This window comes from Streptomyces sp. BBFR25 (genome assembly GCF_044590125.1).
GTDB lineage: Bacteria > Actinomycetota > Actinomycetes > Streptomycetales > Streptomycetaceae > Streptomyces > Streptomyces canus_D.
This window is the reverse complement of sequence record NZ_CP172447.1, coordinates 5,413,647-5,436,060: the sequence shown is the minus strand read 5'-3', so window position 1 is coordinate 5,436,060 and position 22,414 is coordinate 5,413,647. Positions and strand designations below refer to the sequence as shown.

The 22,414-nt window shown below is 74.3% G+C and carries 16 protein-coding genes; 11 read left to right on the top strand and 5 right to left on the bottom strand.

The window, feature by feature from the left end; genetic code table 11:
• Positions 1-74: 74 nt before the first annotated feature.
• From ACGH52_RS24935 to ACGH52_RS24920, 4 genes are all read right to left on the bottom strand, one after another.
• Positions 75-848 (bottom strand): AfsR/SARP family transcriptional regulator, encoded by a 774-nt coding sequence (locus ACGH52_RS24935; protein WP_059299317.1) that lies wholly within the window; start codon positions 846-848, stop codon positions 75-77.
• 151 nt (positions 849-999) lie between these two features.
• Complete coding sequence (locus ACGH52_RS24930) at positions 1,000-1,605, bottom strand: DNA-binding response regulator (RefSeq protein ID WP_121703537.1); 606 nt, start codon at positions 1,603-1,605, stop codon at positions 1,000-1,002.
• A 187-nt stretch (positions 1,606-1,792) separates the two neighbouring features.
• Positions 1,793-4,018, bottom strand: a complete 2,226-nt coding sequence (locus ACGH52_RS24925) for a TOMM precursor leader peptide-binding protein (RefSeq protein ID WP_399942488.1) — start codon at positions 4,016-4,018, stop codon at positions 1,793-1,795.
• A 77-nt stretch (positions 4,019-4,095) separates the two neighbouring features.
• On the bottom strand, positions 4,096-4,434 hold the full coding sequence (locus ACGH52_RS24920; RefSeq protein ID WP_399942485.1) for a hypothetical protein: 339 nt from the start codon (positions 4,432-4,434) through the stop codon (positions 4,096-4,098).
• Between the two features lie 571 nt (positions 4,435-5,005).
• Between ACGH52_RS24920 and ACGH52_RS24915 the strand changes: the two genes are divergently transcribed.
• Complete coding sequence (locus tag ACGH52_RS24915; RefSeq protein ID WP_399942482.1) at positions 5,006-6,199, top strand: sensor histidine kinase; 1,194 nt, start codon at positions 5,006-5,008, stop codon at positions 6,197-6,199.
• Between the two features lie 25 nt (positions 6,200-6,224).
• Here the strand turns inward: ACGH52_RS24915 and ACGH52_RS24910 are convergent, their stop codons facing one another.
• Positions 6,225-6,494 carry a DUF6059 family protein gene (locus ACGH52_RS24910; protein WP_143659324.1) on the bottom strand — a complete coding sequence of 90 codons (270 nt, stop codon included), beginning with the start codon at positions 6,492-6,494 and terminating at the stop codon, positions 6,225-6,227.
• 256 nt (positions 6,495-6,750) lie between these two features.
• Here ACGH52_RS24910 and ACGH52_RS24905 point away from each other — a divergent pair, with 256 nt between their 5' ends.
• From ACGH52_RS24905 to ACGH52_RS24860, 10 genes are all read left to right on the top strand, one after another.
• Positions 6,751-7,449 (top strand): hypothetical protein, encoded by a 699-nt coding sequence (locus ACGH52_RS24905; RefSeq protein WP_399942478.1) that lies wholly within the window; start codon positions 6,751-6,753, stop codon positions 7,447-7,449.
• 136 nt (positions 7,450-7,585) lie between these two features.
• Positions 7,586-9,355 carry an acyl-CoA dehydrogenase gene (locus ACGH52_RS24900; RefSeq protein WP_153182967.1) on the top strand — a complete coding sequence of 590 codons (1,770 nt, stop codon included), beginning with the start codon at positions 7,586-7,588 and terminating at the stop codon, positions 9,353-9,355.
• Positions 9,352-10,233, top strand: coding sequence for a 4'-phosphopantetheinyl transferase superfamily protein (locus ACGH52_RS24895; RefSeq protein ID WP_210976785.1), 882 nt, complete (start codon positions 9,352-9,354; stop codon positions 10,231-10,233). Before ACGH52_RS24900 ends, ACGH52_RS24895 begins: the two co-directional genes overlap by 4 nt.
• A gap of 365 nt (positions 10,234-10,598) precedes the next feature.
• Positions 10,599-10,859: an acyl carrier protein gene (locus ACGH52_RS24890; RefSeq protein ID WP_059299326.1), complete on the top strand. Its 261-nt coding sequence runs from the start codon at positions 10,599-10,601 to the stop codon at positions 10,857-10,859.
• Positions 10,856-11,911 carry a 3-oxoacyl-ACP synthase III family protein gene (locus tag ACGH52_RS24885; RefSeq protein ID WP_059299327.1) on the top strand — a complete coding sequence of 352 codons (1,056 nt, stop codon included), beginning with the start codon at positions 10,856-10,858 and terminating at the stop codon, positions 11,909-11,911. The genes ACGH52_RS24890 and ACGH52_RS24885 overlap by 4 nt, the downstream gene beginning before the upstream one ends.
• Positions 11,908-13,806 carry an HAD-IIIC family phosphatase gene (locus tag ACGH52_RS24880; protein ID WP_399942473.1) on the top strand — a complete coding sequence of 633 codons (1,899 nt, stop codon included), beginning with the start codon at positions 11,908-11,910 and terminating at the stop codon, positions 13,804-13,806. The genes ACGH52_RS24885 and ACGH52_RS24880 overlap by 4 nt, the downstream gene beginning before the upstream one ends.
• Entirely contained in the window at positions 13,796-14,068 is a 273-nt protein-coding gene (locus tag ACGH52_RS24875; RefSeq protein WP_399942470.1) for an acyl carrier protein, read from the top strand. The genes ACGH52_RS24880 and ACGH52_RS24875 overlap by 11 nt, the downstream gene beginning before the upstream one ends.
• 8 nt (positions 14,069-14,076) lie before the next feature.
• Positions 14,077-14,829: a 2-oxo acid dehydrogenase subunit E2 gene (locus ACGH52_RS24870; protein ID WP_202977688.1), complete on the top strand. Its 753-nt coding sequence runs from the start codon at positions 14,077-14,079 to the stop codon at positions 14,827-14,829.
• Complete coding sequence (locus ACGH52_RS24865) at positions 14,826-16,151, top strand: FAD-dependent monooxygenase (protein ID WP_076976103.1); 1,326 nt, start codon at positions 14,826-14,828, stop codon at positions 16,149-16,151. The genes ACGH52_RS24870 and ACGH52_RS24865 overlap by 4 nt, the downstream gene beginning before the upstream one ends.
• Complete coding sequence (locus ACGH52_RS24860; RefSeq protein WP_399942465.1) at positions 16,144-22,365, top strand: SDR family NAD(P)-dependent oxidoreductase; 6,222 nt, start codon at positions 16,144-16,146, stop codon at positions 22,363-22,365. Before ACGH52_RS24865 ends, ACGH52_RS24860 begins: the two co-directional genes overlap by 8 nt.
• Positions 22,366-22,414: the final 49 nt, after the last annotated feature.

The following is a 22,414-nucleotide window of genomic DNA, read 5'->3' as shown; positions in this document are numbered from 1 at the left end:
GCACACACCGGGCCGCTGGAGGGACGTTAGGGAGTCGCTGGAGACCCGTCCCCGGCGCGGACCGGCGCCGACGGTCAGGCGGGGGAGGCCGTCGCCGCCCGGGGGCGCACCCCGGCCGCCAGGCGGCGCAGTTCCAGCGAGGGCAGCAGGCCGTACTGCTCGTCGAGGCGCCGGCACAGGGCGTCGTAGGCGGCGAGGGCGTCCTCGGGGCGGCCGGACCGGTCGAGGGCCGTCATGTACAGCGCCTGGAGGGCCTCGTCGTGCGGGTGGGCGGCGGTGAGCGAGGCCAGTTCGGGCAGCAGCCGCTCGTGGGCGCCGAGCCGCAGTTCCGCGGCGATCCGGCGTTCCGTGACGCTGGTCCGGCTCTGTCGCAGCCGCATGGCCTCCAGGCCCAGCACCGCGCCGACGCTCACGTCGGCGAAGGCGTCGCCGTGCCACAGCGCGAGCGCCGTGCGGAACAGGCGGGCGCCGCGGGCGTCGTCGCCCCGCTCCACCGCGGTCTGGGCCTCGGCGCACAGCCGGTCGTAGACGTGCGCGTCGACGGCGTCGGGGCCGGTCAGCAGCGCGTAGCCGCCGGGCCGGGTCACCAGCACCTCGCGGGCGGCGGCCGGGTCGCCCAGGGCCTGGCCGATGAACGTACGCAGTTGCAGGACGTACGTCTGCACGCTGATGTGGGCCTTCGGGGAGGCGGCGGCGCCCCAGACCTCCTCGATGACGGAGGGGACGGTGACGACCTGGCCGGCCTGGACCGCCAGCAGGGCGAGGATCTGGCGGGGCTTGGCCGCGGTGGGGACGATCGGAACACCGTCGATGGCGGCGGAGAACGGGCCCAGCACGGTGAGCTTCATGGGTGTCCCTCCCTGGACGGTCGTCCCGCGGACCGGTGGTCCACGGTTCAACCGACCGTCGCACGCGGCACGCGCGGCGGGCCAGTGAGGGGGAACCTGATCCCGGGTGAATCCCTCATGGCCGCGCCGTGACGGATTCACCCGGGTGTGCTCACAGCCAGCCCGACGTGCGGGCGATGCGGATCGCGTCGACGCGGTTGCGGGCGCCGAGCTTGTAGACGACCGTCGTCAGGTAGTTGCGCACCGTGCCCACGGACAGGTGCAGGCTGCGGGCGATCTCCCCGACGTCGTCGCCGCCCGCGGCGAGCCGGAGCACGTCCGTCTCGCGCGGGGTGAGCGGGCATTCCACGTGATCGAGCGCGGCGAGCGTCAACTGGGCGTCGAAGACCCGGTCGCCGCCCGCGACGGCACGGATGGCGTCGGCCAGCCGGTCCGGTCCGGCGTCCTTGAGCATGAATCCCCGGACGTTGGCGTCCAGGGCGCGGCGCAGGTGGTTGGGCCGGCCGAGGCTGGTGAGGATCAGCACCCGGGTGGCCAGCCCCCGTTCGTGCATCTCCTGGGCCGCGGAAAGGCCGTCCAGGACGGGGAGTTCGATGTCCAGGACGGCCACGTCCGGCTTGAGGTCCTCCACGCGGCGGACGATCTCGGCGCCCGACTCCAGCTCGGCGACGACCTCGATGTCGGGCTGCATGGAGATCAGTTCCACCAGCGCCCGTCTCAGCATGCGCATGTCTTCCGCAATCAGGATCCTGACCACGAGTTCGCTCTCACCCCCTCCGACCGTCCGCGCCCCCGCACGGAGTTGGCCGGAAACCACACTACGTGCCGGAGCCGGTGGCGAGAGTGACTCGTGAAGGGTCGGGTTCCCCGTATTACCGCGATTTTGAACAGGCGGCCGGACGTAACGGACCGAGCGGCACATTTGCCGGAGCCCGGTCGCCGGGCTACAGGAACATCGGCACCGGATTGAGCCGCTCGTACGGCGTCGGTTCGGCGAGCCTGCCCAGGGCGACGGGTACGTCGTAGAGCCGGCCGGGCGCGAACCTGGCCCAGAAGTGACGCATTCCCGGCACGATCGTCTTGACCACCGGCAGGCCGACGTCCGGCCGGGTCTGGTCGAGGACGAGGAGTTCCATCCCCCGCTCGGCGACGGCCGCGCGGACGGCCGTGACGTCGTCCAGCAGGTCGGCGCGGGGCGTGTAGCGGTAGTCGGAACGGGCCCGCGGCGCGGTGGCGGGGTCCGGCAGCAGATAGGGGTGCCCGGCCACGGTCGCGGTGGCCCACCAGTGGGTCAGCCGCTCGTCCGGGCACCCGTAGCCCGTCCCCCCGGGCCCGGCGCTCACGACGGCCGGCATCATCTGGTTCATCTCGGCCAGCGCGCGGCACAGGGCCACGGACGGGTCGAAGTGGGCGCCGAAGCCGAAGAGGATGTCCTCGGTGGCACCGCCGGTGCGCCGGGTGATCGCGGCGAAGGCGGGGATGCCGAAGTCGGAGGTGACGTCGAGGGCCCACACCTCGCGTCCCAGCCCGGCGTGGACCGCGCGGATGCGGTCGATCCAGGGCTCCCGGAAGGAGTCGAGGTCCACGCCCGCCTGGCGGGTGCGGTTGTACCACCACAGGGCGACGGCGTCGCGCTCCACCAGTTCCAGGAAGCCCTGGACGACGGCGTCCTCCAGGCTGGTGCCGCCCGCGTTGCCGTTGGAGTCGGCCCGCACACCGCCGAGTCCGGGGGTGCGCGGCGCGTCGTAGTACAGCAGGGCCGTGGGCAGCAGCCGGTGCTCACCCGCGGTCAGCGACCATACGGGCGTCCAGTCGACGGGGGCGGACTCGTCGAACGGGGCGACGCCCTGGCGGGGGTGGTGGAGCAGGCAGTCGGCGGGGTGCACGGCGCGGTCCGCCACCTGGTGCCAGCTCGCGCGGACGACGGACTCCCCGCCCTGGAAGGTGCCGGAGTGGCGTTCCAGGGACTCGCACAACGCGCCGACCCGGGCGTCGAGTTCGGTCATGCCCTTGCCGCCGCTCTCGCTGCGCAGCCGGGCGGCGGCGCCGGTGAGCCCGTGCGCGCCGTGTGCCTGGTTGTGTCCGGCGCGGAAGGAGTTGAACTCGGCGGGGCCGCGCGGGTCGCGCTCCACCGCCTTGACCACTCCGGTGATCGGGCTGATCAGGTGCTCGTAGGCGCGCAGGGTGTGTTCCGCGGAGACGGCCCGGTGGCCGTTGCCGGTGCGTTCGGCCTTCGGCCGGGAGACCGCCGTCACGGGCCGCAGGACCTGCCGGGCCACCAGGGTGGGGTCGCCGCAGCCCGGGCACTGGGGGCGGGCGCGCAGCGGGTGCAGTCTGCTGGTGAACCCGATGGTGTCGAAGGTCAGTACGCCGTCCTGGCCCGGGTAGCGATGACCCGCCAGCCACTTCAGCCCCTCCGCGACCGCCAGTTGGTGGCCCAGCAGCAGGCTCGCGGGGGTCTCGGCCGGCGGGTGCGGCACGGCGCGGCCGAGGCGGGCGCGCAGATGGGCCTCGGTGGTGCGGTGGCCGGCCATCCGGTGGGCCAGGCACTGCCAGCAGGCCGACTCCCCGGGCCGGAAGACGGGGCCGACCCAGGGGGTGGTCCCGTGCGGCTTGGCCAGCAGCCAGGGTCTCCCGGCCGCGCGCTGGCGTTCGTCCAGGGCGCGCAGCGCGGGGTCCAGGTAGTCGTCGCAGACCACCAGCGTCAGGCCGGCCTGCGCCGGATCGTCGGTCACCGTCAGGCCGGAGGCCGCGCACGTCCGGGCGGCGGCCCGCGCGTCGGCGCCGCCCAGTGCCTCGACCCGTACGGTGAGGGAGTTCAGCGGTCCGGGGACCCCGGCCAGTTCCCAGTAGGCCGCGGCGGCACCGGCGACGGGGGCCGGTTCGGCGGCGGCGTCCCGGAGGGCGTCGGGGCCCGGCACGGCGGCCGGGCCGGGGACGCCGTCGAGCAGTTCGGCCTCGCTCAGCCGGCCGATGGCCAGCGCCACGTCGATCGCGGAACACCGGGGTGCCGCGTCGGCGACCAGGGTGCGGAAGTCCCTGGTGCCGTCCAGCAGCGGCGCGACCACCTCCACCCGGTCGTCCTCGAAGGCGACGATGCCCCGTTCGGACACGACGTACGTGCCCTCGCCCGGGACGACCTCGGCCCGGACATGTCTTCTGAACCCCACTCTCAGCACTGCGCCCCCCAAGTCGTCGTGCTCTTCGTTCGGATCAGCGGTTCGGTCGGATCAGCGGTCGGGTCGGATCAGCGGTTCGTGGGGGCCGGCTCGGTGCCGTACTCCGTGTCGGCGATGCACAGCGTCAGCAGGCACACGCTCGCGTCCCCGAGCCCGGAGAAGTCCTCGCGTACGACGCCCTCCCCGGCCGGTCGCGGCAGGGTGGGGGCAAGGGCTCCGGCGCCCGCCGCGAGTCCGAACTCGGCGAGGACGGCGGACGGGGCGGCGGCGTAGCGCCGGGCGGTCGCCGGGTCGAGGAAGGCGCGGGTCATCAGCTCGGCGAACCTCAGCTCGTCGTCGGCGGTGTCGAGGACCGAGCCGTTGCGCCGGTCGGTGAGGACGGGCTGGTTCATGACGGACTGGTTCATGGTGACTCCCTCGGGTTCGCACGGCGCGCACGGGCGCCGGATGTCGTCGGTGCTGCTGGTGACGTGCTGTGCGCTGTGTCCCGGACGTTTCACGCCAACGGCCGTCGTACCGCCGGCCGGTGGGCCGGGCGTCGTACGGAGTGCGGACGACCGCGTGGGCGGCGTCGGGGAGCCTCGGGCGCGGTGGCCGGAATTCTGCCCTCCGCGGCGGTGGGACGCCCAGCGCCGGACTGTCCTTCGCGATCGGTACTGCCGGGGTGGTGCGCCTCTGTGCTGGGCATGAGTTAACGCAATGGCACTGGTCCGGAGCCAGTTAACGCTTCATGTGTGGGGATGTGAATTCTTCACTGGTCGCCATATACCAGTGACAACCGGGCCGTTGAGCAGGACTTTCAGCAGGAAACCGGGCATCTGCCCGGAAGCTTTGTGTGTACCCTCCACAGGATGGTCACCTCCGTTATGATTCGGACGCCGGTTCGGGGGATCCAGGACAACTGGAGGTCGGGTGTCGCAGAAGGCCGAACGGAGAAGAAGGGTTCCGCCCAAGCGAACGAATTCCGCCGCGCCCGACTTGGCGGCGGTCAGTTCCGCGGCCCCCAGTCCGGCCATCGCCTCGGTACTGGTCGTCGTGGTCTTCGCGGGCTATCTGCTCATGCAGTTGGTGAACGTGCTGGACTCCGCTCCCGGCGGCGCGGAACTCCTGACGTGCGTGGGGGTGCCGCCGGCCCTCGCGGCCCTGCAGTACATCCACTCCGCACCACATATGACGGCCGCGCGCGCCCGGCTGCTGCCGTGGAGCCTCGTACTGCAGACGGCGCTGACCTTCGCTCCGCTGATCGCCTTCGGCTGGCACTGGGGTGGTATGGCCGGATTTCTCGCAGGATCGTTACTCCTCCTGCTGCCACGGACCACCGGCTGGGTGCTGTTCGGCCTCACCACGGCCGCCGTCGTGGTGATCTCGTCGCTGCAGTCGCTCGGCGTCGTCAACGTCGCGTACATGGGGGTGTCCACCGCGCTCACCGGGCTCGTCCTGTTCGCGGTGGCCCGGCTGGCCGCGCTGGCCACCGCGATCCACGCGTCGCGTGACGAGCTGGCACGCATGGCGGTCGCCAGGGAGCGGCTGCGGTTCGCCCGCGACCTGCACGACCTGCTCGGCTACAGCCTCTCCTCCATCACGCTGAAGAACGAGCTGATCGCCCGCCTGATCGACGGCAACCCGCAGCGGGCCCGCGAGGAGGTCGCCGAGGTGCTCACGATCGCCCGGCAGGCGCTGGCCGACGTGCGGGAAGTGGCCCGCGGGTACCGGGACATGTCGCTGCTGGTGGAGGCCGAGTCGGCGCGCTCCGTCCTGAAGGCGGCCGGGATCGACGCCCGGATCGACGTGTCCGTCACCGGTCTGTCGTCCACGGCCAACACCATCCTGGCGACGGTGCTGCGCGAGGGCGTGACCAACATGCTGCGGCACAGCCAGTCCAGCACCTGCTCGATCACCACCTCGCTGGACGAGGAGGAGGAGTTCGTCGAGCTGGAAATGGTCAACGACGGTGTCGGCAACGGCAGTTCGCTGCCGAAGAGCGCGGTGCCCAACGGCACGGGGCTCGGCAACCTGGCCGCCCGGGTCGCCACCGTCGGGGGTGGACTGCGCGTGGGGGCCGACCGTGACGAGGCGGGGGTCTTCCGGCTGGTGGTCCGGGTGCCGACGGACGCGGCGCCGGCCGCGGACGCGGCGGAGTCCCGGGACGCCTCTCCCCGGCTGACGGTCTGACCCCTCCCACCGGCCCGCACACCGCTCAGCGCAGGTCCAGCTCCCGCCGCAGCCGCAGCTCCAGCGAGGTGAGCGGGACGTCCTGCCGCAGCCGTTCGGGGTGTCCGGCGCCGGGCCCCGTCAGCCGGCCGTGCGGTGCGGTGCCCCCGTACTCGTCCAGGACCCGCCGCTGCTGGTCCTCCGGGAGCGGCACCCAGCACGCGCCGAAGACTTCCAGCGCCCGGTAGAGGGCCGTCACGGCGTTCACCGCGCAGCGCTTCACCGCCCGGCCGCGTCTCGCTCCCCCACCCGCCACGCCTCTCTCCTCCCTGCGGTCCGGTCCCGTTCGCGGCAGCGTCCCGCGGCGGGCTCACGTCCGGCTCGAACCCGGCTCGACGCCGGACCCCGCCCTGCCCCCGCCCTGTCCCCGCCTTCGGCTTCAGCGGCTCTCGAGGCGCTGCGCGGACACTCGTTCCGTTTCCCCTGGATCCGCGTGCCGCCGTGGGAGGAGTGAGTGATGACCAGGCCCGTGACCGGTCACATGGCGAGGGGCTGATGGCGGTGAGGGGCTGATGGCAGGCGAGGGGCTCGTGTGGTGGGGAGGGCGACCGGTCGGGCGGCCGGGGCCCCTGGTCGTCGTCGTCACCGCGGGCCTCCACGGACCGGGCCGGTACGCGCCGTTGCTGGACCGGCTGGTGCGGCGCGGGCACGCCGTGCTCGCCACCGGGCCGCCCGAGGCGCCGTTCCCCTCCGGCCGTCCCGAGGCGTCGCTGTCGCGGCTCGTCGACGAGGGTGCGCGGGCGGCCGGGACCGAGGAGGTCCAGGTGATCGGCTTCGGCTTCGGTGGACGGCTCGCGCTGGGCGCCGCCGCCCGGGACGAGCGGATCCGGGTGGTCCAGCTCGTCGGCGCCCCGGTGGCCCGGCTGTTCGACGAACCGGAGCTGCTGCTGTCCCTGCCGCCGGATGAGCTGGACGCCCTCGTCCGGATGACCGGGGCCGGCCGCCGGGGGCTGCTGCCCGAGGTGCTCGGCGCCCTCGCGCTGCGCCCGGAGACGCTGTACCCCCTGAGCGGGCTGGTGCGGGTCGGCTACGCGGCCGACGACCCGCGCACCCCGCCCCAGGACCTGGCCCTGCTGAAACTCACCCTGGCCCGCACCGAGTTCCGCGCCTTCCCGGCCGGGATCGCCTCCCCCGCGGCCAGCCGTGCGGTACGCCGCTGGCTGGTGGACGGGACGGCACCGCCGCCTCGGCGGGCGCCGTTCCTTCCCTGACGGCCGCCCGGGAGACCGGGCGTCGGCGAGGGCCCCGGGGCGGTGCCTCGACTCCCGGTCGAGGGTGTCTCCAGCCCGGAGGGTCACCGTGCTGGGGACTGTCCTTCGCGACCCCTCTCCACGCCCTGGGGTGACCATGTACGAACACGACGACATCATCGCCGCCGTCACCGGCGACGACACACAATGGCGGCCCGACCGGTTGACCCGGCTCCGTGCGCGCCTCGACGAGATCGAGGACGGCCTGGGCGACCCGTGGCACCCCGACAACCCGATGGGGTTCGACGCGGTCCTCGAGGCGGACCGGTCGGGACAGACCTCGCCGGTCGGTGTCCGGCGGTTCCAGAGCCTCGGCCTGCCCGCCGAACTGGTGCCCGAGTCGCTCGGCGGCCGGATGGCGGGCGCCGACCTGCTCGGCCTGGTGATGCGCCCGGTCTTCCGGCGCGATCCGGCGCTGGCCTTCAGCCACGGCTTCACCCCGTTCCTGGGTGCCCAGATGGTCTGGCTGAACGGCGACGCCCGTCAGTGCGGCCGAATGGCCTCGGTGATCCTGCGCGGCGGCACGGTGGGAGTGGCCTGCCAGCGCTTCGAGCACGAGAGCGAGTTCCACTCCCAGGAGTACACCGCCGCCTGGAGCGACGACGGCATGCTGCGGCTCAACGGCCGTAAGAACGCCATCAACAACGCGCACACCGCGGAGCTGCTCATCGGCTTCGTGCGCACCGGCGACGGCGACACCGACTACTCGATCCTGATGTTCGACCCGGCCACGGTGCCGCCCGCCAGGGTGCGGGCCCTCGGCCGGCACCGGACCACCGGGGTGCGGGGCGTGCAGGCGGCCGGCCTGCAGTTCACCGACTGCCCGCTGCCGGGCGAGTCGCTGGTCGGCACGTGGGGCGACGGCGTCGCGCTGAGCCTGCGCGCCTACCCGGCGGTGCACGCCGTCTTCCCCTCCATGACCGTCGGGCTCGCCGACACGGCGCTGCGGGCCGCGGTGCGCGCCGCGCAGGAGAGGGAGTTCGGCGGGGCGGCCGGGGACGCCTCCGCCCGTTCGGCGCTCGCCGGAACCTTCGCCGATCTGCTGGTCGCCGACTGCCTCTCGCTGACGGCGAGCCGTTCGGTGCACCTGCTGCCCGACCAGTGCGACGTGCTCACGGCGGTCACCAAGTACATCGTGCCCAAGATCGTCAGTGAGGCCCTGTACGACCTGTCGGCCGTGATGGGCGACGCCTTCCACGCCGACCAGGGTCACAACGCCGTCTTCCGCAAGCACATGCGGGACCTGTCCACCATCACGTTCGGGCATGTCAGCAGCGCCATCTGCCAGTCGGTGATCGCGCCCTACCTGCCGGCCCTGGCACCCGGCGCGCCCGCCGTGGACCCGACCCCGGCCGACCTGTTCCGGCTCGAGGTGCCGTTGCCGCCCATGGACGGCGAGCGGCTCGCCCTGTTCGGCGGCGGCGACGGGCTGCTCGACTACCTCGCCCACGCCGCGCTCCGGCTGCCGGACGCGCTCACCGGGCAGGACCACGCGGACCTGATGCGGGAGCTGGTCGCCGGGCTGTGCGCCGAGGCCGCCGAGATCCGCGAGGAGGCGGGCAGGCTCACCGGCTCCACGAACGGGTTCCTGCTGGACACCCACAGCTTCCCGCTCAGCGAGCGGTACGCACTGGTGCTGGCCGCGGCGGCGTGCGTCGGCGTGTGGCTGAACGCGGGCGCGGGCGGCGACGACTTCCTCACCGACCCGGCCTGGGCGGTGCTCGCCCTGCACCGGCTGCTGCGCCGGGTCGGCAGGTCCGTGCCCGCGCTGCCCCGCTCGATCGAGGGCCGGTTGTGCGACGAGGTGCTGGAGCGGGTCCGCGTCCCGCACAGTCTGGACCTGCTGCGCACCCGGTGCGCGGGATGAGCCCGCTGCGCGGCGGCCCCCGGCCGCCCCTGTCCCCGCCGAGCCGGGTCGACGGGCCCGGTGGGCCGTGGGCCCGGCTCCTGCACGACCTGGACACGTCGGGCGTGGGTCTGGTGTACGCCTCGCTGGCGGACTGGCGTCCGCAGCTGCCGCCGGAGGAGGAACGCCGCTTCCTGCTCGGGCGGGACTGGGCGCGCTACAGCAGGCTCACCGGCGAGCAGCTGCGCGACCGGTTCCTGGCCACCCGGCTGCTGATCCGGTGCACCGCGGCGGTCGCGCTGGGCACGGAGGCCGGCTCGCTGGAGCTGAGCTACGGGCTCAACGGGCGGGTGCACCTGCGCGGTCACGACCAGATCGACGTGAGTCTGAGCCACACCGGCGACCTGCTGCTGTGCGGGATCACCTCGCTGGGGGTGATCGGCGTCGACGCGGAGCCCCGGGAGCGGCGGCTCAGCGGGCGGGACGTGGAGACGCTGATGTGCACGGCGCCGGAACGGCTGCGGCTGGCGGCGACGGCGGACGAGGAGCGCAACGGGGTGCTGCTCTCCCTGTGGACGCTGAAGGAGGCGTACAGCAAGGCGCTCGGGCAGGGGCTGCGTTTCCCGTTCACCGAGTTCGGGTTCCGCACGGAAGGGCAACGGGAACGGGGGCCGGCGGGGGAAGCCGGCCCCCCGAGCGCCGAAACGATCCTGCTGGAGCGGTCCGACGGTACGCCCGTCGCCGACGACACCTGGCGGTTCGCCACGTTCGACCTGCCCTCGGGCCATCTGGCGGCGCTGGCGCTCCAGGACACCCGCCGCTCGGACCAGCCGGACACCCGCGCCGGAACGGCCCTGAATCGACAGATCCTGGCGGCCATCGGCGCCCTGGACCACTGACCCCCACACCCGACAGGGCGGCCCCGCTGCACGGGGCCGCCCTGTCGCGCGTCCGGCGTCCGGCGGGCCCGGTCCGCCGCCCGGCAGGGCGTTCGTCGGCTTCCACCCCGGCTCTAGGTCGTGTCAAGCCCGCACCGCCACTGTGGACTCGCCGATGAGACCGCTTCGGGACCTGGGGCGGCACCCATCGGAGGCGCCCGGGCCGGGACAGAGGTCACAAGCCGGCTGTCCCGGCCCCTGAACCGTGTTCGGACCGCACTCGTCACCTCCCCGGCGCGCGCAGCCGCTCCGCGAGCGAGATGGCCTCCCGGCACGGCCGACCACGCCGAACGGACGAACCGCCGCCTGCGAAGGGGTAACCGACCATGGCACAACTCACCCTCCGGGAACTCGGCGCGATCATGCTCGAGTTCCAGGACCACGGGTCCCCGAGCGTCATCGACACCCGGGCCCTCGACGTCGTCTTCGAGGACCTGGAGTGCGACTCGCTGATGCTGCTCCAGACCACCGGCCGCATCCAGCGGGAGTACGGCGTGGAGCTGGACCGGGACCGGATCGCCGCCGCGGACACGCCGCGTGCCCTGCTCCGGCTGGTCAACACCGCCCTCTCGGAGGTGGCGGCATGAGGCTCAGCGGATTCAGCGAGGTGCTCCCCGGCGAGCCGGTCACCAACCGTGACATGGCCGAGCGATTCGGACTGCACGAGAAGTGGCTGGACATGATGACGGGCAACCGCACCCGGTACTTCTGCCGGACGGACTCCCCGCCCTCGGTGCCCAAGAACACCTCGGACCTCGCGGTGGCCGCGGCCACCGCCGCGCTCGCCGACGCCGGTGCCGACGTGGCCTCGCTCGACTTCCTCGTGCTGACGACGGCCTCCCCCGACCACCTGATGCCGGCCACCGTGAACCTGGTCGCCGACCGCATCGGCCTCAACGACGTGCCCACCTTCCAGCTGATGTCGGGCTGCGCCGGTGCCCTCACCGGCCTCTACACCGCCCGCGCCCTGCTCGCCTCCGGGCTGCGCCGGGGACTGGTCATCGGGGCCGACACCTGTCTGAAGCTCTTCCCCTCCAGCGGCGAGATCGCCGGCATGTCGCCGGCCGAGCTGATCAACTTCGCCCTGTTCGGGGACGGTGCCGGCGCGGTCGTGGTCGAGGCCGACCCGGACGGGCCGGGGCTGCTGGTGGAGCACCTCTTCCTGCGCACCACCGGCATGGGCCGCTCGCCGGCGCAGATCGCGCGCTGGTTCGGCACCGAGGGCGCTCCGGTGACGGACGGCCCCGACGGACCGGTGCGCGAGCCGTGGGGCGAGGAGGACTACAAGGCCATCGAGCACCACGTGCCGGAGCACGCCGAGACCATCTTCAAGGAGCTGACGGCCGAGACCGGCTGGCGCCTGGAGGACGTCGAGCACGTGCTGCTGCCCCAGCTCAACGGCGTGATGACCGACGGCATCCGCAAGCGTCTGGGCGTCCGCCCCGAGCAGGCCGTCAACTGCGTCGCGGACACCGGCAACAACGGCAACGCGGTGCCCTTCGTCCAGCTCAGCCGGGCCATGGGGCGCATCCGTTCCGGCCTCGGCGTCGGCGGCCGGCTGCTGGTGGCGAACGTCGAGTCCTCCAAGTGGATCCTGTCCGGCCTGGCCCTGCGCCACCAGGACGGAGCCCCGCGATGACCACCGCCCCCGCCCGCCCCGCCGCCACCGGCGACCTCGCGGAGCTGCGGGCGCTCAAGCGCGCCGGGGAACTCGGCGACGCGGCCCACCGGGTGCGTGCGGTCCTCGCCGCGCTCGCCGACCCCGTCGACCGCGAGGCGGCCGGCGCCCTGCTCGGCGCCCGTGCGGCGCGCACCGCGCTCGCGGAGTCCGGCGCCTTCACCCCCTTCCCGCTGGCGCTGCTCGCCTCCTCCACCGCCGACCCGGTGCCGCCCCTGCTGACGGCCGCGCTGCTGGCCGAGGGCGTCCAGCCGGACACGGCGGTCACCGGCTTCAACCAGTGGCGGGTCGAGATCCTGGCCGGCGCGCCGACGCTGCAGGACCACGGCCCCGCCGTCACCGCCTGCCTCCTCGACGACACCGCCGTCTTCGAGAAGGTCACCGACCCGCTGGACGCCGACGAGGTGGTGGCGCGCTGCGCCGCCTTCCCCGGCGAACTGGCGGCCTGGCTCGACGCGTACGAGCGTCATCTCGGCACCCTCGCGGTGCTGAACACCGTGCCGCTGAGCGCCGGGCGGCGCGACCGGTACGTCGACTACGCCACCCGGGCGCGGGTCGAGGCGGCCTGGCAGCGGATGAACGCGGCCGTGCTCGACCTCGCCGAACGCCCGGGCACCGTCGTGCTGTCCGCCGACGCCGTCGCCGCCCGGGCCGAGACCGGCTGGGCGGCCACGGACCGCATGCGGCACATCGCCGCGCACGCCTACGGACCCGAGTTCCTGGACGCCTACGCCCGCGAGGTCGCCCGGGTGGTGCTGGCCCGGCTGGGCCGTGCCGCCAAGTGCCTCGTCCTCGACCTGGACCACACGCTGTGGGGCGGGGTCGTCGGCGACGACGGCGTCGGGGCGCTGAAGATCGGCGGGGCCTTCCCCGGCTCGGCCCACAGCGAGTTGCAGCGCCTGGCCAAGGACCTGTCCCGGCAGGGCGTGCTGCTCGCCGTGTGCTCCAAGAACGACGACGCGGTCGCCCGGGAGGCGATCGACACGCATCCCGAGATGCTGCTGCGCACCGGGGACTTCGCCGCGTTCCGCGCCAACTGGGACGCCAAGCCCGGCAACCTCGCGGACATCGCCGCCGAGCTGAACATCGGCACCGACGCGATGGTCTTCGTCGACGACAACCCGGCCGAGCGCGCCCTGATGGCCCGGCAGCGGCCCGAGGTGGCCGTGGTGGACCTGCCCGCCGACCCGGCCGGCTACGCCCGCGCTCTGGCCTCCTCCGGCCGGTTCGGCCAGCTGCGGCTGACCGAGGAGGACCGGGGCCGGGGGGCGATGTACCGGGCCCGCGCCGAACGCGAGCGGCTGCGCGAGAGCACCGGCGGCATCGAGGACTACCTGCGCGAGCTGGACACCGTCGTCACGGTGGAGGCCCACGGCCCGCTCAACGCCGCGCGGATCGCCCAGCTCTTCGGCAAGACCAACCAGTTCAACCTCACCGGCATCCGCTACGGCGCGGACGAGCTGGCCCGGGCGGTCGCCGACGGCTCGGCCGGCTGCTTCGGCGTCCGGGTCACCGACGCCTTCGGGGACAACGGCCTGGCCGCCGCGCTGACCCTGGTCCGCGAACCGGACGGCACCTGGCTGATCGAGAACTTCGTCCTGTCCTGCCGGGTGTTCTCCCGCTCGGTCGAGGACGCCGTCGTCGGACTCGTACTGCGGGCCGCGCGCGAGGCGGGCGCCCCCGCCGTACGCGGACGCCATGTGCCGACGGCGAAGAACGCGCGGTTCGCGGGCTTCTACCCCGCACTCGGCTTCGCCGGTCAGGACGGCGACTTCCGGCACGACCTCACCCAACTCGCCGAGCTGCCCGCATGGGTGCGCATCGGCCCCGGCGAAGGGACCTTCCATGCCCCCTGAGGGAACAGCATCCGCCCTGGACTCGGCCGAGCGGACGGCCGTCGAGACGATCGCCCGGCTGCTGGACGCCGACGAGGACCTCCTCGGTCCGGACACTCCGCTGGACGCGATCGAGGGCTGGGACTCCGTCAACGCGCTGCGCGTCCTGGTCGCCCTGGAGCGCGAGGCCGGTGCCCCGCTGGACTACGAGCGGTTCGCCGCCGCCCGGACCGCGGGTGACATCAGCGCGCTGGTGGCCGCCGCCGAGGGGCAGGCGCCGTGAGTGCCGCGATGACGACGACCCCGCTGCCCGCGGCGCGGCGGGGGACGTACATCTTCCTGGAGGACGCCCGGCGCACCGCGCACGTCTACCTGATGGCGGACGTGGACGCCACGGCGCTGCGGACCGCGCGCGCCGCCGCCGAGCGGCCCGCCTCCTACGTCAGCTACGTGGTGAAGGCCGCCGCCGACGTCCTGGACAAGTACCCGCAGGCCCGCTCGGTGTTCCGCGGCGGGCGCGCGCCCCGGCTCAGCGTGTCGCCGTCCGTGCACGCCAAGGTCCTGTTCGACAAGACCGTCGACGGGCAGCGCTGCGTGGTCTCCGGCACGGTGGCGGACGTCCAGGACAAGGACGTCCACGGGGTGCAGGCCACCATCGACGTCTACAAGAAGGCCCGGGTGGAGGACCCGGAGGGTCCGTTCGCGCGGGTGCGCCGGCTCCAGCGGCTGCCGCTGCCGGTGTTCCGGCTGCTGTACCGGGTCATGTCCCGCGACCCGGGGCGGCGGGCCCTGCTGCAGGGCACCTTCGCGGTCACCTCGATCGGCCACGAGCCGGTCGGGGCGATCCTGCCGCTGATCTCCGGGACGCTCGGGTTCGGTGTCGGCAACATCGCCGACGCCGCCACCGTACGCGCGGGCAGCGTGGTCGTCGCGCCCGTGCTGACCCTCTCGCTCGTCTTCGACCACCGCGTCATCGACGGCGCGATGGCCGCCGAAATCCTCGCCGGCGTGAAGAGCCGGCTGGAGAACTGGGAGCCGGCATGACCGATCACACCAACCCGTCCGGGGCCGGCCGCGCGCCGTCCGAGACCGACGTACTCGTCATCGGGGGCGGCCCGGCCGGCTCCCTGCTCGCCACGCTGCTGGCCCGGCGCGGCATCCGCACCGTGCTCGTGGAGAAGCAGACCGACCTGGAGCGCAGCTTCCGCGGGGAGACCATCGCCGCGCCGTCGGTGACGTCGCTGAACCGGCTGGGCTTCGGCCCGGCCCTGCGCGCGCACGGCTTCCTGGAGACCACCTCGGTCACCACGGTCGCCGAGCAGCGCCCCGTGCTGCACGTGGACTACCGGCGGTTCAAGGACCAGCCGCTGCCCATCGACATCCCGCAGCCCGCCCTGATCCGCATCTTCAACCGGGCCGCCGAGGACCTCCAGGGCTACCACTACCTGAAGGGCTGGAGCTTCTCCTCGCTCATCGAGGAGGGCGGCGAGATACGCGGCGCGGTGCTGGGCCGGGGCCGTGGGGAGCGGGTGCCGGTGCGCGCCCGGATCGTCATCGGCGCCGACGGGCGGTTCTCCAAGGTCCGCAAGGCCTCCGGGCTCCCCGCCGACATCCAGCCGATGGCCCGCGACTTCCTGTCGTTCAAGCTGCCCCGGCCGCCGGAGTGGGGCAGCGCCGCCCAGCTCGTCGTCGAGCGGGACAAGCACCTGGTGATCCTGCCGACGTTCCCCGACACGCTCCGCGTCGGCCACAACCTGCCCAAGCGGGGGCTGGGCGAGCTGCGCGCCGCGGGCTTCGACGCCTTCAAGCAGGGCATCATGCACATCTCCCCGCAACTCGCCCCGCTGGTCGACGAGCACCTGCGGTCCTGGGACGACACCGGCTTCCTGGAGATCTTCACCGCGGAGATGGAGCAGTGGGCGCGCGACGGCCTGCTGCTGATCGGCGACGCCTCGCACACGGCGACGCCGATCCTCGGCCAGGGCGTCAACCTCGCCATGCAGGACTCGATCACGCTGGTCCCGGTCCTGTCCGAGGCGCTCGCCCGCGGCGGACCCGACCGCGTCGTCACCCGGGCCGAGCTGGCCGACTTCGTGGCGCAGCGGCGCGCGCACAAGACGCACGTCACCCGTTTCCAGCGGATGCAGGAGGCCGCGCTCGCGGTCGGCGACCCGCGCGGGGTGCGGCTGCGCCGGCTGCGGTTCCGCCTCCTCAACTCCTTCCCCGGCAAGTACCGGATCTTCAACAAGGTCATCAACGCCCGGCACGCGATCGACGACGTCGACCTGGCCCTCGCCCGCACCGGCGGGCCGCGCGCGGCCGACGCCGCCGACCCGAGCACGTACGAGGTGAGCGCGCATGAGTGACGAGTCCCTGTCCACCGGGGAGCGGCGGGTGCCGATCGCGGTGATCGGCATGGCGGGCCGCTTCCCCGGCGCACCGGACATCGACGCGTACTGGCGGCTGCTGACCGAGGGCTCGGAGGCGGTGCGTCCGGTGCCGCCGGAGCGCTGGGACACCACCGTGCAGCTCGACCCGGCCAAGAAGATCCCGTCGGTGGCGGCGCTGCTGGAGGACGTCGACCAGTTCGACCCGGGCTTCTTCGGCATCTCGCCCCGCGAGGCCGAGGACCTCGATCCGCAGCAGCGGCTGATGCTGGAGATCGGCTGGCTGACGCTGGAGCACGCCGGTGTCCCGGCCGCCGCCGTCCGCGGCACCCGCACCGGGGTGTACGTGGGCGCGCTGTGGCACGACTACCAGTCCACCCGCAAGGAGCGGGGGGTGCCGACCACGCAGCACACCGCCGTCGGCAACGCCCTGGACATCATCGCGGCCCGCATCTCGTACTTCCTCGGGCTGCGCGGCCCCAGCATGGTCGTGGAGACGGGCTGCTCCTCCGGCCTGGTGGCGCTGGACCTGGCCGCGGGCGCGCTGCGCTCCGGCGACCTGGACGGCGCCTTCGTCGGCGGCGTCAACCTGATCCTCGCGCCCGACAACTCCATCGGGCTGACCCACTTCGGCGGCCTGTCGCCCGACGGCCACTGCCGGGCGTTCTCCGCGCAGGCCAACGGGTTCGTGCGCGGTGAGGGCGCGGTCGGCGTCTGGCTGAAGCGGCTGGACCGGGCGCTCGCGGACGGCGACCGGATCCACGGCGTCATCGTGGACAGCGCCGTCAACAACGACGGCGGCGGGCACAGCCTGGTCTCCCCCAACATCGAGGCGCAGGCCGAGCTGCTGCGCCAGGTGTACGAGCGGGCGGGCGTCCCGCTGGACCGGCTGGCCTACGTCGAGGCGCACGGCACCGGCACCCTGCGCGGGGACCCGATCGAGACTCAGGCGCTGGGCAGCGCCCTGGGCCGGGTGCGCCCGGCGGGTTCCGGGCCGCTGCTCATCGGCTCCGCCAAGAGCAACATCGGTCACCTGGAGGCGGCGGCCGGGCTCGCCGGGCTGGTCAAGACCGTGCTGGCGCTGCGGCACCGGCACATCCCGCGCAGCCTGCACGCCGAGGAGCCCAACCCGAAGATCCCGTTCACCGAGCACAATCTGAAGGTCGCCACCGAACCCGTCGACCTGCCGGCCGACGGCACGCTGTACGCGGGCGTCAACTCCTTCGGCTGGGGCGGCACCAACGCCCACGTGGTGCTGCGGACGCCGCCGGTGCACGAGCCGCCCGCGGTCACCGCGTCCGGCGCCCTGCTGCTGCCGCTGACCGCGCACAACGACGCCGCGCTGCGCCGCCGCGCCGAGGACGTGCTCGCCGCGCTGCCCGAGGACGCCGACGGTGTCGTACGCCTGGCCGGTTCGCTCGGCAACGAGCGGGACCACTTCCCGGCGCGCGCCGCCGTCGTCGCCTCCGACGCGGGCGAACTGCGCGAGCGGCTGGGCCTGTTCGCCGCCGATCCCGGCGCGGAGATCCCGGGCGTGGTCGCGGGCCGGGCCGTACCGCGCGGCCGGGTCGCCTTCGTCCTGCCCGGGCAGGGCTCGCAGTGGGCCGGCATGGGCCGGCGGCTGTATGCCGAGTCGCCGCTGTTCGCGCAGGTGATCCGGCGCTGTGCGAAGGCGCTGGAGCCGCACTTCCCGTGGGACCTGGAGGGCATCGTCTCCGGGACCGAGGGCGACGCGTGGCCGGAGCACGTCGAGATGCTGCAGCCCACCCTGTGGGCGATGTCCCTGGGCATCGCGGAGCTGTGGCGGGCCGCGGGTGTCGCACCGGACGTGGTGGTCGGGCACAGCCAGGGCGAGGTGACGGCGGCGACCATCGCCGGGCACCTGTCCTACGAGGACGGGGCGCGGATCATCGCGCTGCGCAGCCGGCTCGCCAAGCGCACGGCCGGACGCGGGCGGATGCTCGCCGTCGACCTCGGCGTCGATCAGGCCGAGAAGGCGCTGGAGGGCTTCGAGGCCAGCGTGTCCCTGGCCGTCAACAACGGCCCGTCGTCCTGCGTGCTGTCGGGCGACACGGACGCCGTGCTGATGCTGCGGGAGCTGCTGGAGGCGGACGGCACGTTCTGCCGCCTGGTCAACGTCGACTACGCCTCGCACTGCCACCACATGGACGAGCTGACCGACGAACTGGTCGAGGTGCTCGCGCCGATCACCCCGCGCGGCGGCGCCGTACCGATGATGTCCACGGTGGTCGGCCGCGAGGTCGACGGCACGGAACTGGACGCCGCCTACTGGGCCGCGAACCTGCGCCGGCCGGTGATGTTCGCGGACGCCCTGTCCGCCCTGCTGGACGCCGGGGTCACCCATGTCGTGGAGATCAGCCCGCACCCGGTGCTGACGCCCGCCGTGGAGCAGCTCGCGGCCGGCCGCGAGACGCCGGTGGCGGTGCTGTCCAGTCTGCGCCGCGAGGAGGGCGCGCTCGTCGACTTCACCCGTGCGCTGGGCCGCGCCTACACCGCGGGCCTGGCCCCGTTCGGCACGCTGCCCGCCCGGCCGGGTGCGGCGGTGCCGCCGTACCCGTGGCAGCGGTCCCGCTTCTGGCTGCCCGAGGCGCCCCGGCGCAGTGCCGGTCCGGGCGGCCTGACCTTCGCCTTCACCCCCGCGGCGACCGAGCAGGACGTGCACGAGGGCCGTACCGAACTGTCCCTGCACGACCTGCCCTGGCTGCGCGACCACCAGGTGTACGACGCCGTGGTGCTGCCCGGCGCGGCGATGCTGGCGCTGGCGGTGGCCGCCGCCCGGGTCCGCACCGGGGAGAACCCCGAGGCGCTGCACTCGGTGCGCTTCCGCAGCGATCTGACGCTCACCGACGAGCCGGTCCGCGTCGGCGCCCTGTGGCGCGAGGACGGCCCCGACTCGGCGGGCTTCACGCTCACCTCGCTGCCCCAGGGCGCGGACACCTGGACCCGGCACGCCACCGCCCGGGTGGGCGCGGGCGGCCGGGAGCTGCCGGTCCCGGCCCCACTGCCCGAGGACGCCCGGGAGGTGGCGGCGGAGGACTTCTACGCCGAGTGCGCGGCCCGCGGGCTGAACTACGGGCCCGCCTTCCGCGGCGTGACCGGGCTGCGCGTATCCGGCGACCGGGCGGGCGGGACCGTACGGCTGCCCGACGCCTGCCTGGCCGGGGTGCGCCCCGGTCAGCTGCACCCGGCGCTGTGGGACGCCGCGCTCCAGGTCACCCTCGCCCTGCTGCCGGGCGACGCCACCGTCGTCCCCACGGCGGTGGCCCGCGTCGACCACGCCGTCGGCCGGGACGCGACCGTGACCGCGGTGACGGCGCACGCGCGGCGCACCGGCGACGACACCTTCGACCTGGTCTGCCACGACGAGGCGGGCCGGCCCGTGCTGGGCATGACGGGCCTCAGGTTCCAGACCATCGCGGCGGAGGAGGAGCAGCCGGTGGACCCGGCGCGGCTGCACCGGCTGGAGTTCCGGACCGCCGACGAGGCGCTCACCGCCACCCGCACCGGCCACTGGGTGCTGTACGACGCCGCCGGTACCGGCGGGGAACTGGCCGCCGCGCTCACCGCCGGGGGCGCGACCGCCACCGTGCTGCCGCCCGGCCCCGACGCGGCGCTGCGGCTGCGCGAGGGCGACGGCCCGGACGGGCTGGTCTTCCTCGCCCCCGGCGCGCACCGCGGCCTCGATGTGCAGCGGGCCGGTCTGCTGGACCTGGCCGAGGTGGTCCGGGCGGCCACCGCGCTGCCGGTGCCGCCGCGGACCGTGGTGGTGACCGAGGGCGCGCAGGGCGTGTCCGCCGACGAGTCGCCCGACCCGGGGGCCGCGCTGTACTGGGGCTTCGGCCGGGTACTGCGCCGCGAGCACCCCGAACTGGCCGCGTCGCTGGTCGACGTGCGCACGGTGGCCGGTGACTGGGCCGGGCCGCTGACCGCGCTGCTGCTGTCCGCGGACGCCGAGGACCAGACCGTGCTGCGCGGCGACCGGCGCCTGGTGGGCCGGCTGGTGCGCGGCGAGGAGGACGACCCGGACACGGCGCGGCTGCCGTGGGCGGGGGCGGCCCAGCCGTTCCGGCTGCGCCCGGACGCCTCGGGCCTGTGGGAGCGGCTGGAGTTCCGTCCGCTGGCCCGCAGCGCGCCGGCCGCGGGCCGGGTCGAGGTGGCGGTCGAGGCGGCCGCGGTCAACTTCATCGACGTGATGAAGGCCATGGGCACCTACCCCGACGACTCGGCCGGTGCCGGGCTGCTGGGCGGCGAGTGCGCGGGCACGGTCACGGCGGTGGGCCCCGGGGTCACCGGGATCTCCGTCGGCGACCGGGTGGTGGCCTGCGGGTTCGGGGCGCTGGCCTCGCATCTGACGGCGCGCGCCGAGCACGTCAGGCCGCTGCCCGAGGGGCTGACGCCCGCTCAGGGCGCCGCCCTGCCGCTGGTCACCGCCACCGCCTGGCACGCCCTGGCGGACAAGGCGGCGCTGGAGGCCGGCGAGACCGTGCTGATCCACTCCGCGGCCGGCGGTCTCGGACTCGCCGCGATCGGGGTGGCCCGCGCGCTGGGCGCGCACGTCGTCGCCACGGCCGGTACCGAGGCCAAGCGCGCGGCGCTGCGGGAGATGGGCGTCGAACACGTCCTGAACTCGCGGGACCTGTCCTGGGCCGACGAGGTGCACCGGATCACCGACGGGCGGGGTGTGGACGTGGTCCTCAACTCGCTGGCGGGCGCGGCGATCGAGCGGGGTCTGGCGGTGCTGGCCGAGGACGGCCGGTTCATCGAGGTCGGCAAGCGGGACATCTACGCCGCGCGCACCGTCAGCCTGCGCAGCTTCGCCAAGGGCACCAGCTTCGCGGCCGTCGACGTGGCCGGCCTGATCACCCGCCGTCCGGCCCGCTTCGCGCGGATCCTGGACGAGGTGTGGCGGCGGGTGGCCGACGGCACCCTGGCGCCGCTGCCGGTCACCGAGCACCCGTTCTCCGACGCCGCCGACGTACTGCGCTCCATGGCCCGCGGGGAGCACACCGGCAAGCTCGTGCTCACCCGGCCGGAGCAGGTCGCCTCGGTCGCCCCGGAGGCGCTGCCCGGGGGGCGGCTGCGCCCCGACGCCACCTATCTGGTCACCGGCGGTCTGGGCGCGCTGGGGCTGTCCCTCGCGGAGTTCCTCGCGGACCGCGGGGCCCGCTCCCTGGTGCTGCTCGGCCGCTCCCGGCCGGGCGAGGCCGCCGAACGCCGCGTCGAGGAACTCAGGACGCGGGGCACGCAGGTCACCACGCTCGCCGTCGACGTCGCCGACCGGGCGGCGCTGGCCACCGCCCTGGACGCGGTACGCGCCCAACTGCCGCCGCTGCGCGGGGTGTTCCACGCGGCGGGCGTGCTCGACGACGCCGTGATCGGCACGCTGACGGCCGCTCAGCTGGCGAAGGTGCTGGGCCCGAAGGTCGACGGGGCCCGCCACCTGGACGAACTGACGGCCGGTGATCCGCTCGACGTGTTCGTGCTGTTCTCCTCGGTCGCCGGACTGGTCGGCAACCCCGGCCAGGCCGGGTACGCGGCGGGCAACGTCTACATGGACGCGCTGGCCGAGGCCAGGCGGCGGCGCGGGCGGCCCGCGCTCGCCGTCCAGTGGGGCCCGTTCGCCGACATCGGCCTCGCCGCCGACGAGGCGATCCGCGGGGCCCGGCTCGCCGACCACGGCATGTCCGGGTTCACCGCCGCCGAGGCCTGGCAGGCCCTCGCCCGGCTGCTGGACGGGTCCGGCCGGGTGGTGTCCTACGTACCGCTGGATGCCCGGCACTGGTTCGACGCCTACCCGGAGACCGCGGCACAGCCCAGCTGGACGGTCATGGCCTCCCTCGCCAGGGACGGCGGCGGGCCGGGCGGCGGCGAGGAGTTCCTGGGCCGGGTGCGCCGGGCCGGCGAGGCCGAACGCCCCGGGCTGGTCGAGGGCAAGGTCCGGGAACTGGCCGGCCGGGTGCTGCGGCTCGAGGCCGCCTCCATCGACCGTGAAGCCCCCTTCAAGTCCCTTGGGCTTGACTCGCTGATGAGCCTGGAGCTGCGCAACCGACTGGAATCGGCGTTCGGCATGAAGCTGTCGCCCACGCTCCTGTGGACCTACGGGAGTACCGCGGCGCTCACCGGAATGCTCACCGGGCGCCTGACGGAACCGGCCGAACCCGCGCAGAACTGACACCGGCCGGGCGCCGCCGCACACCGGCGGCGCCCGGCCCCTCCTCCGC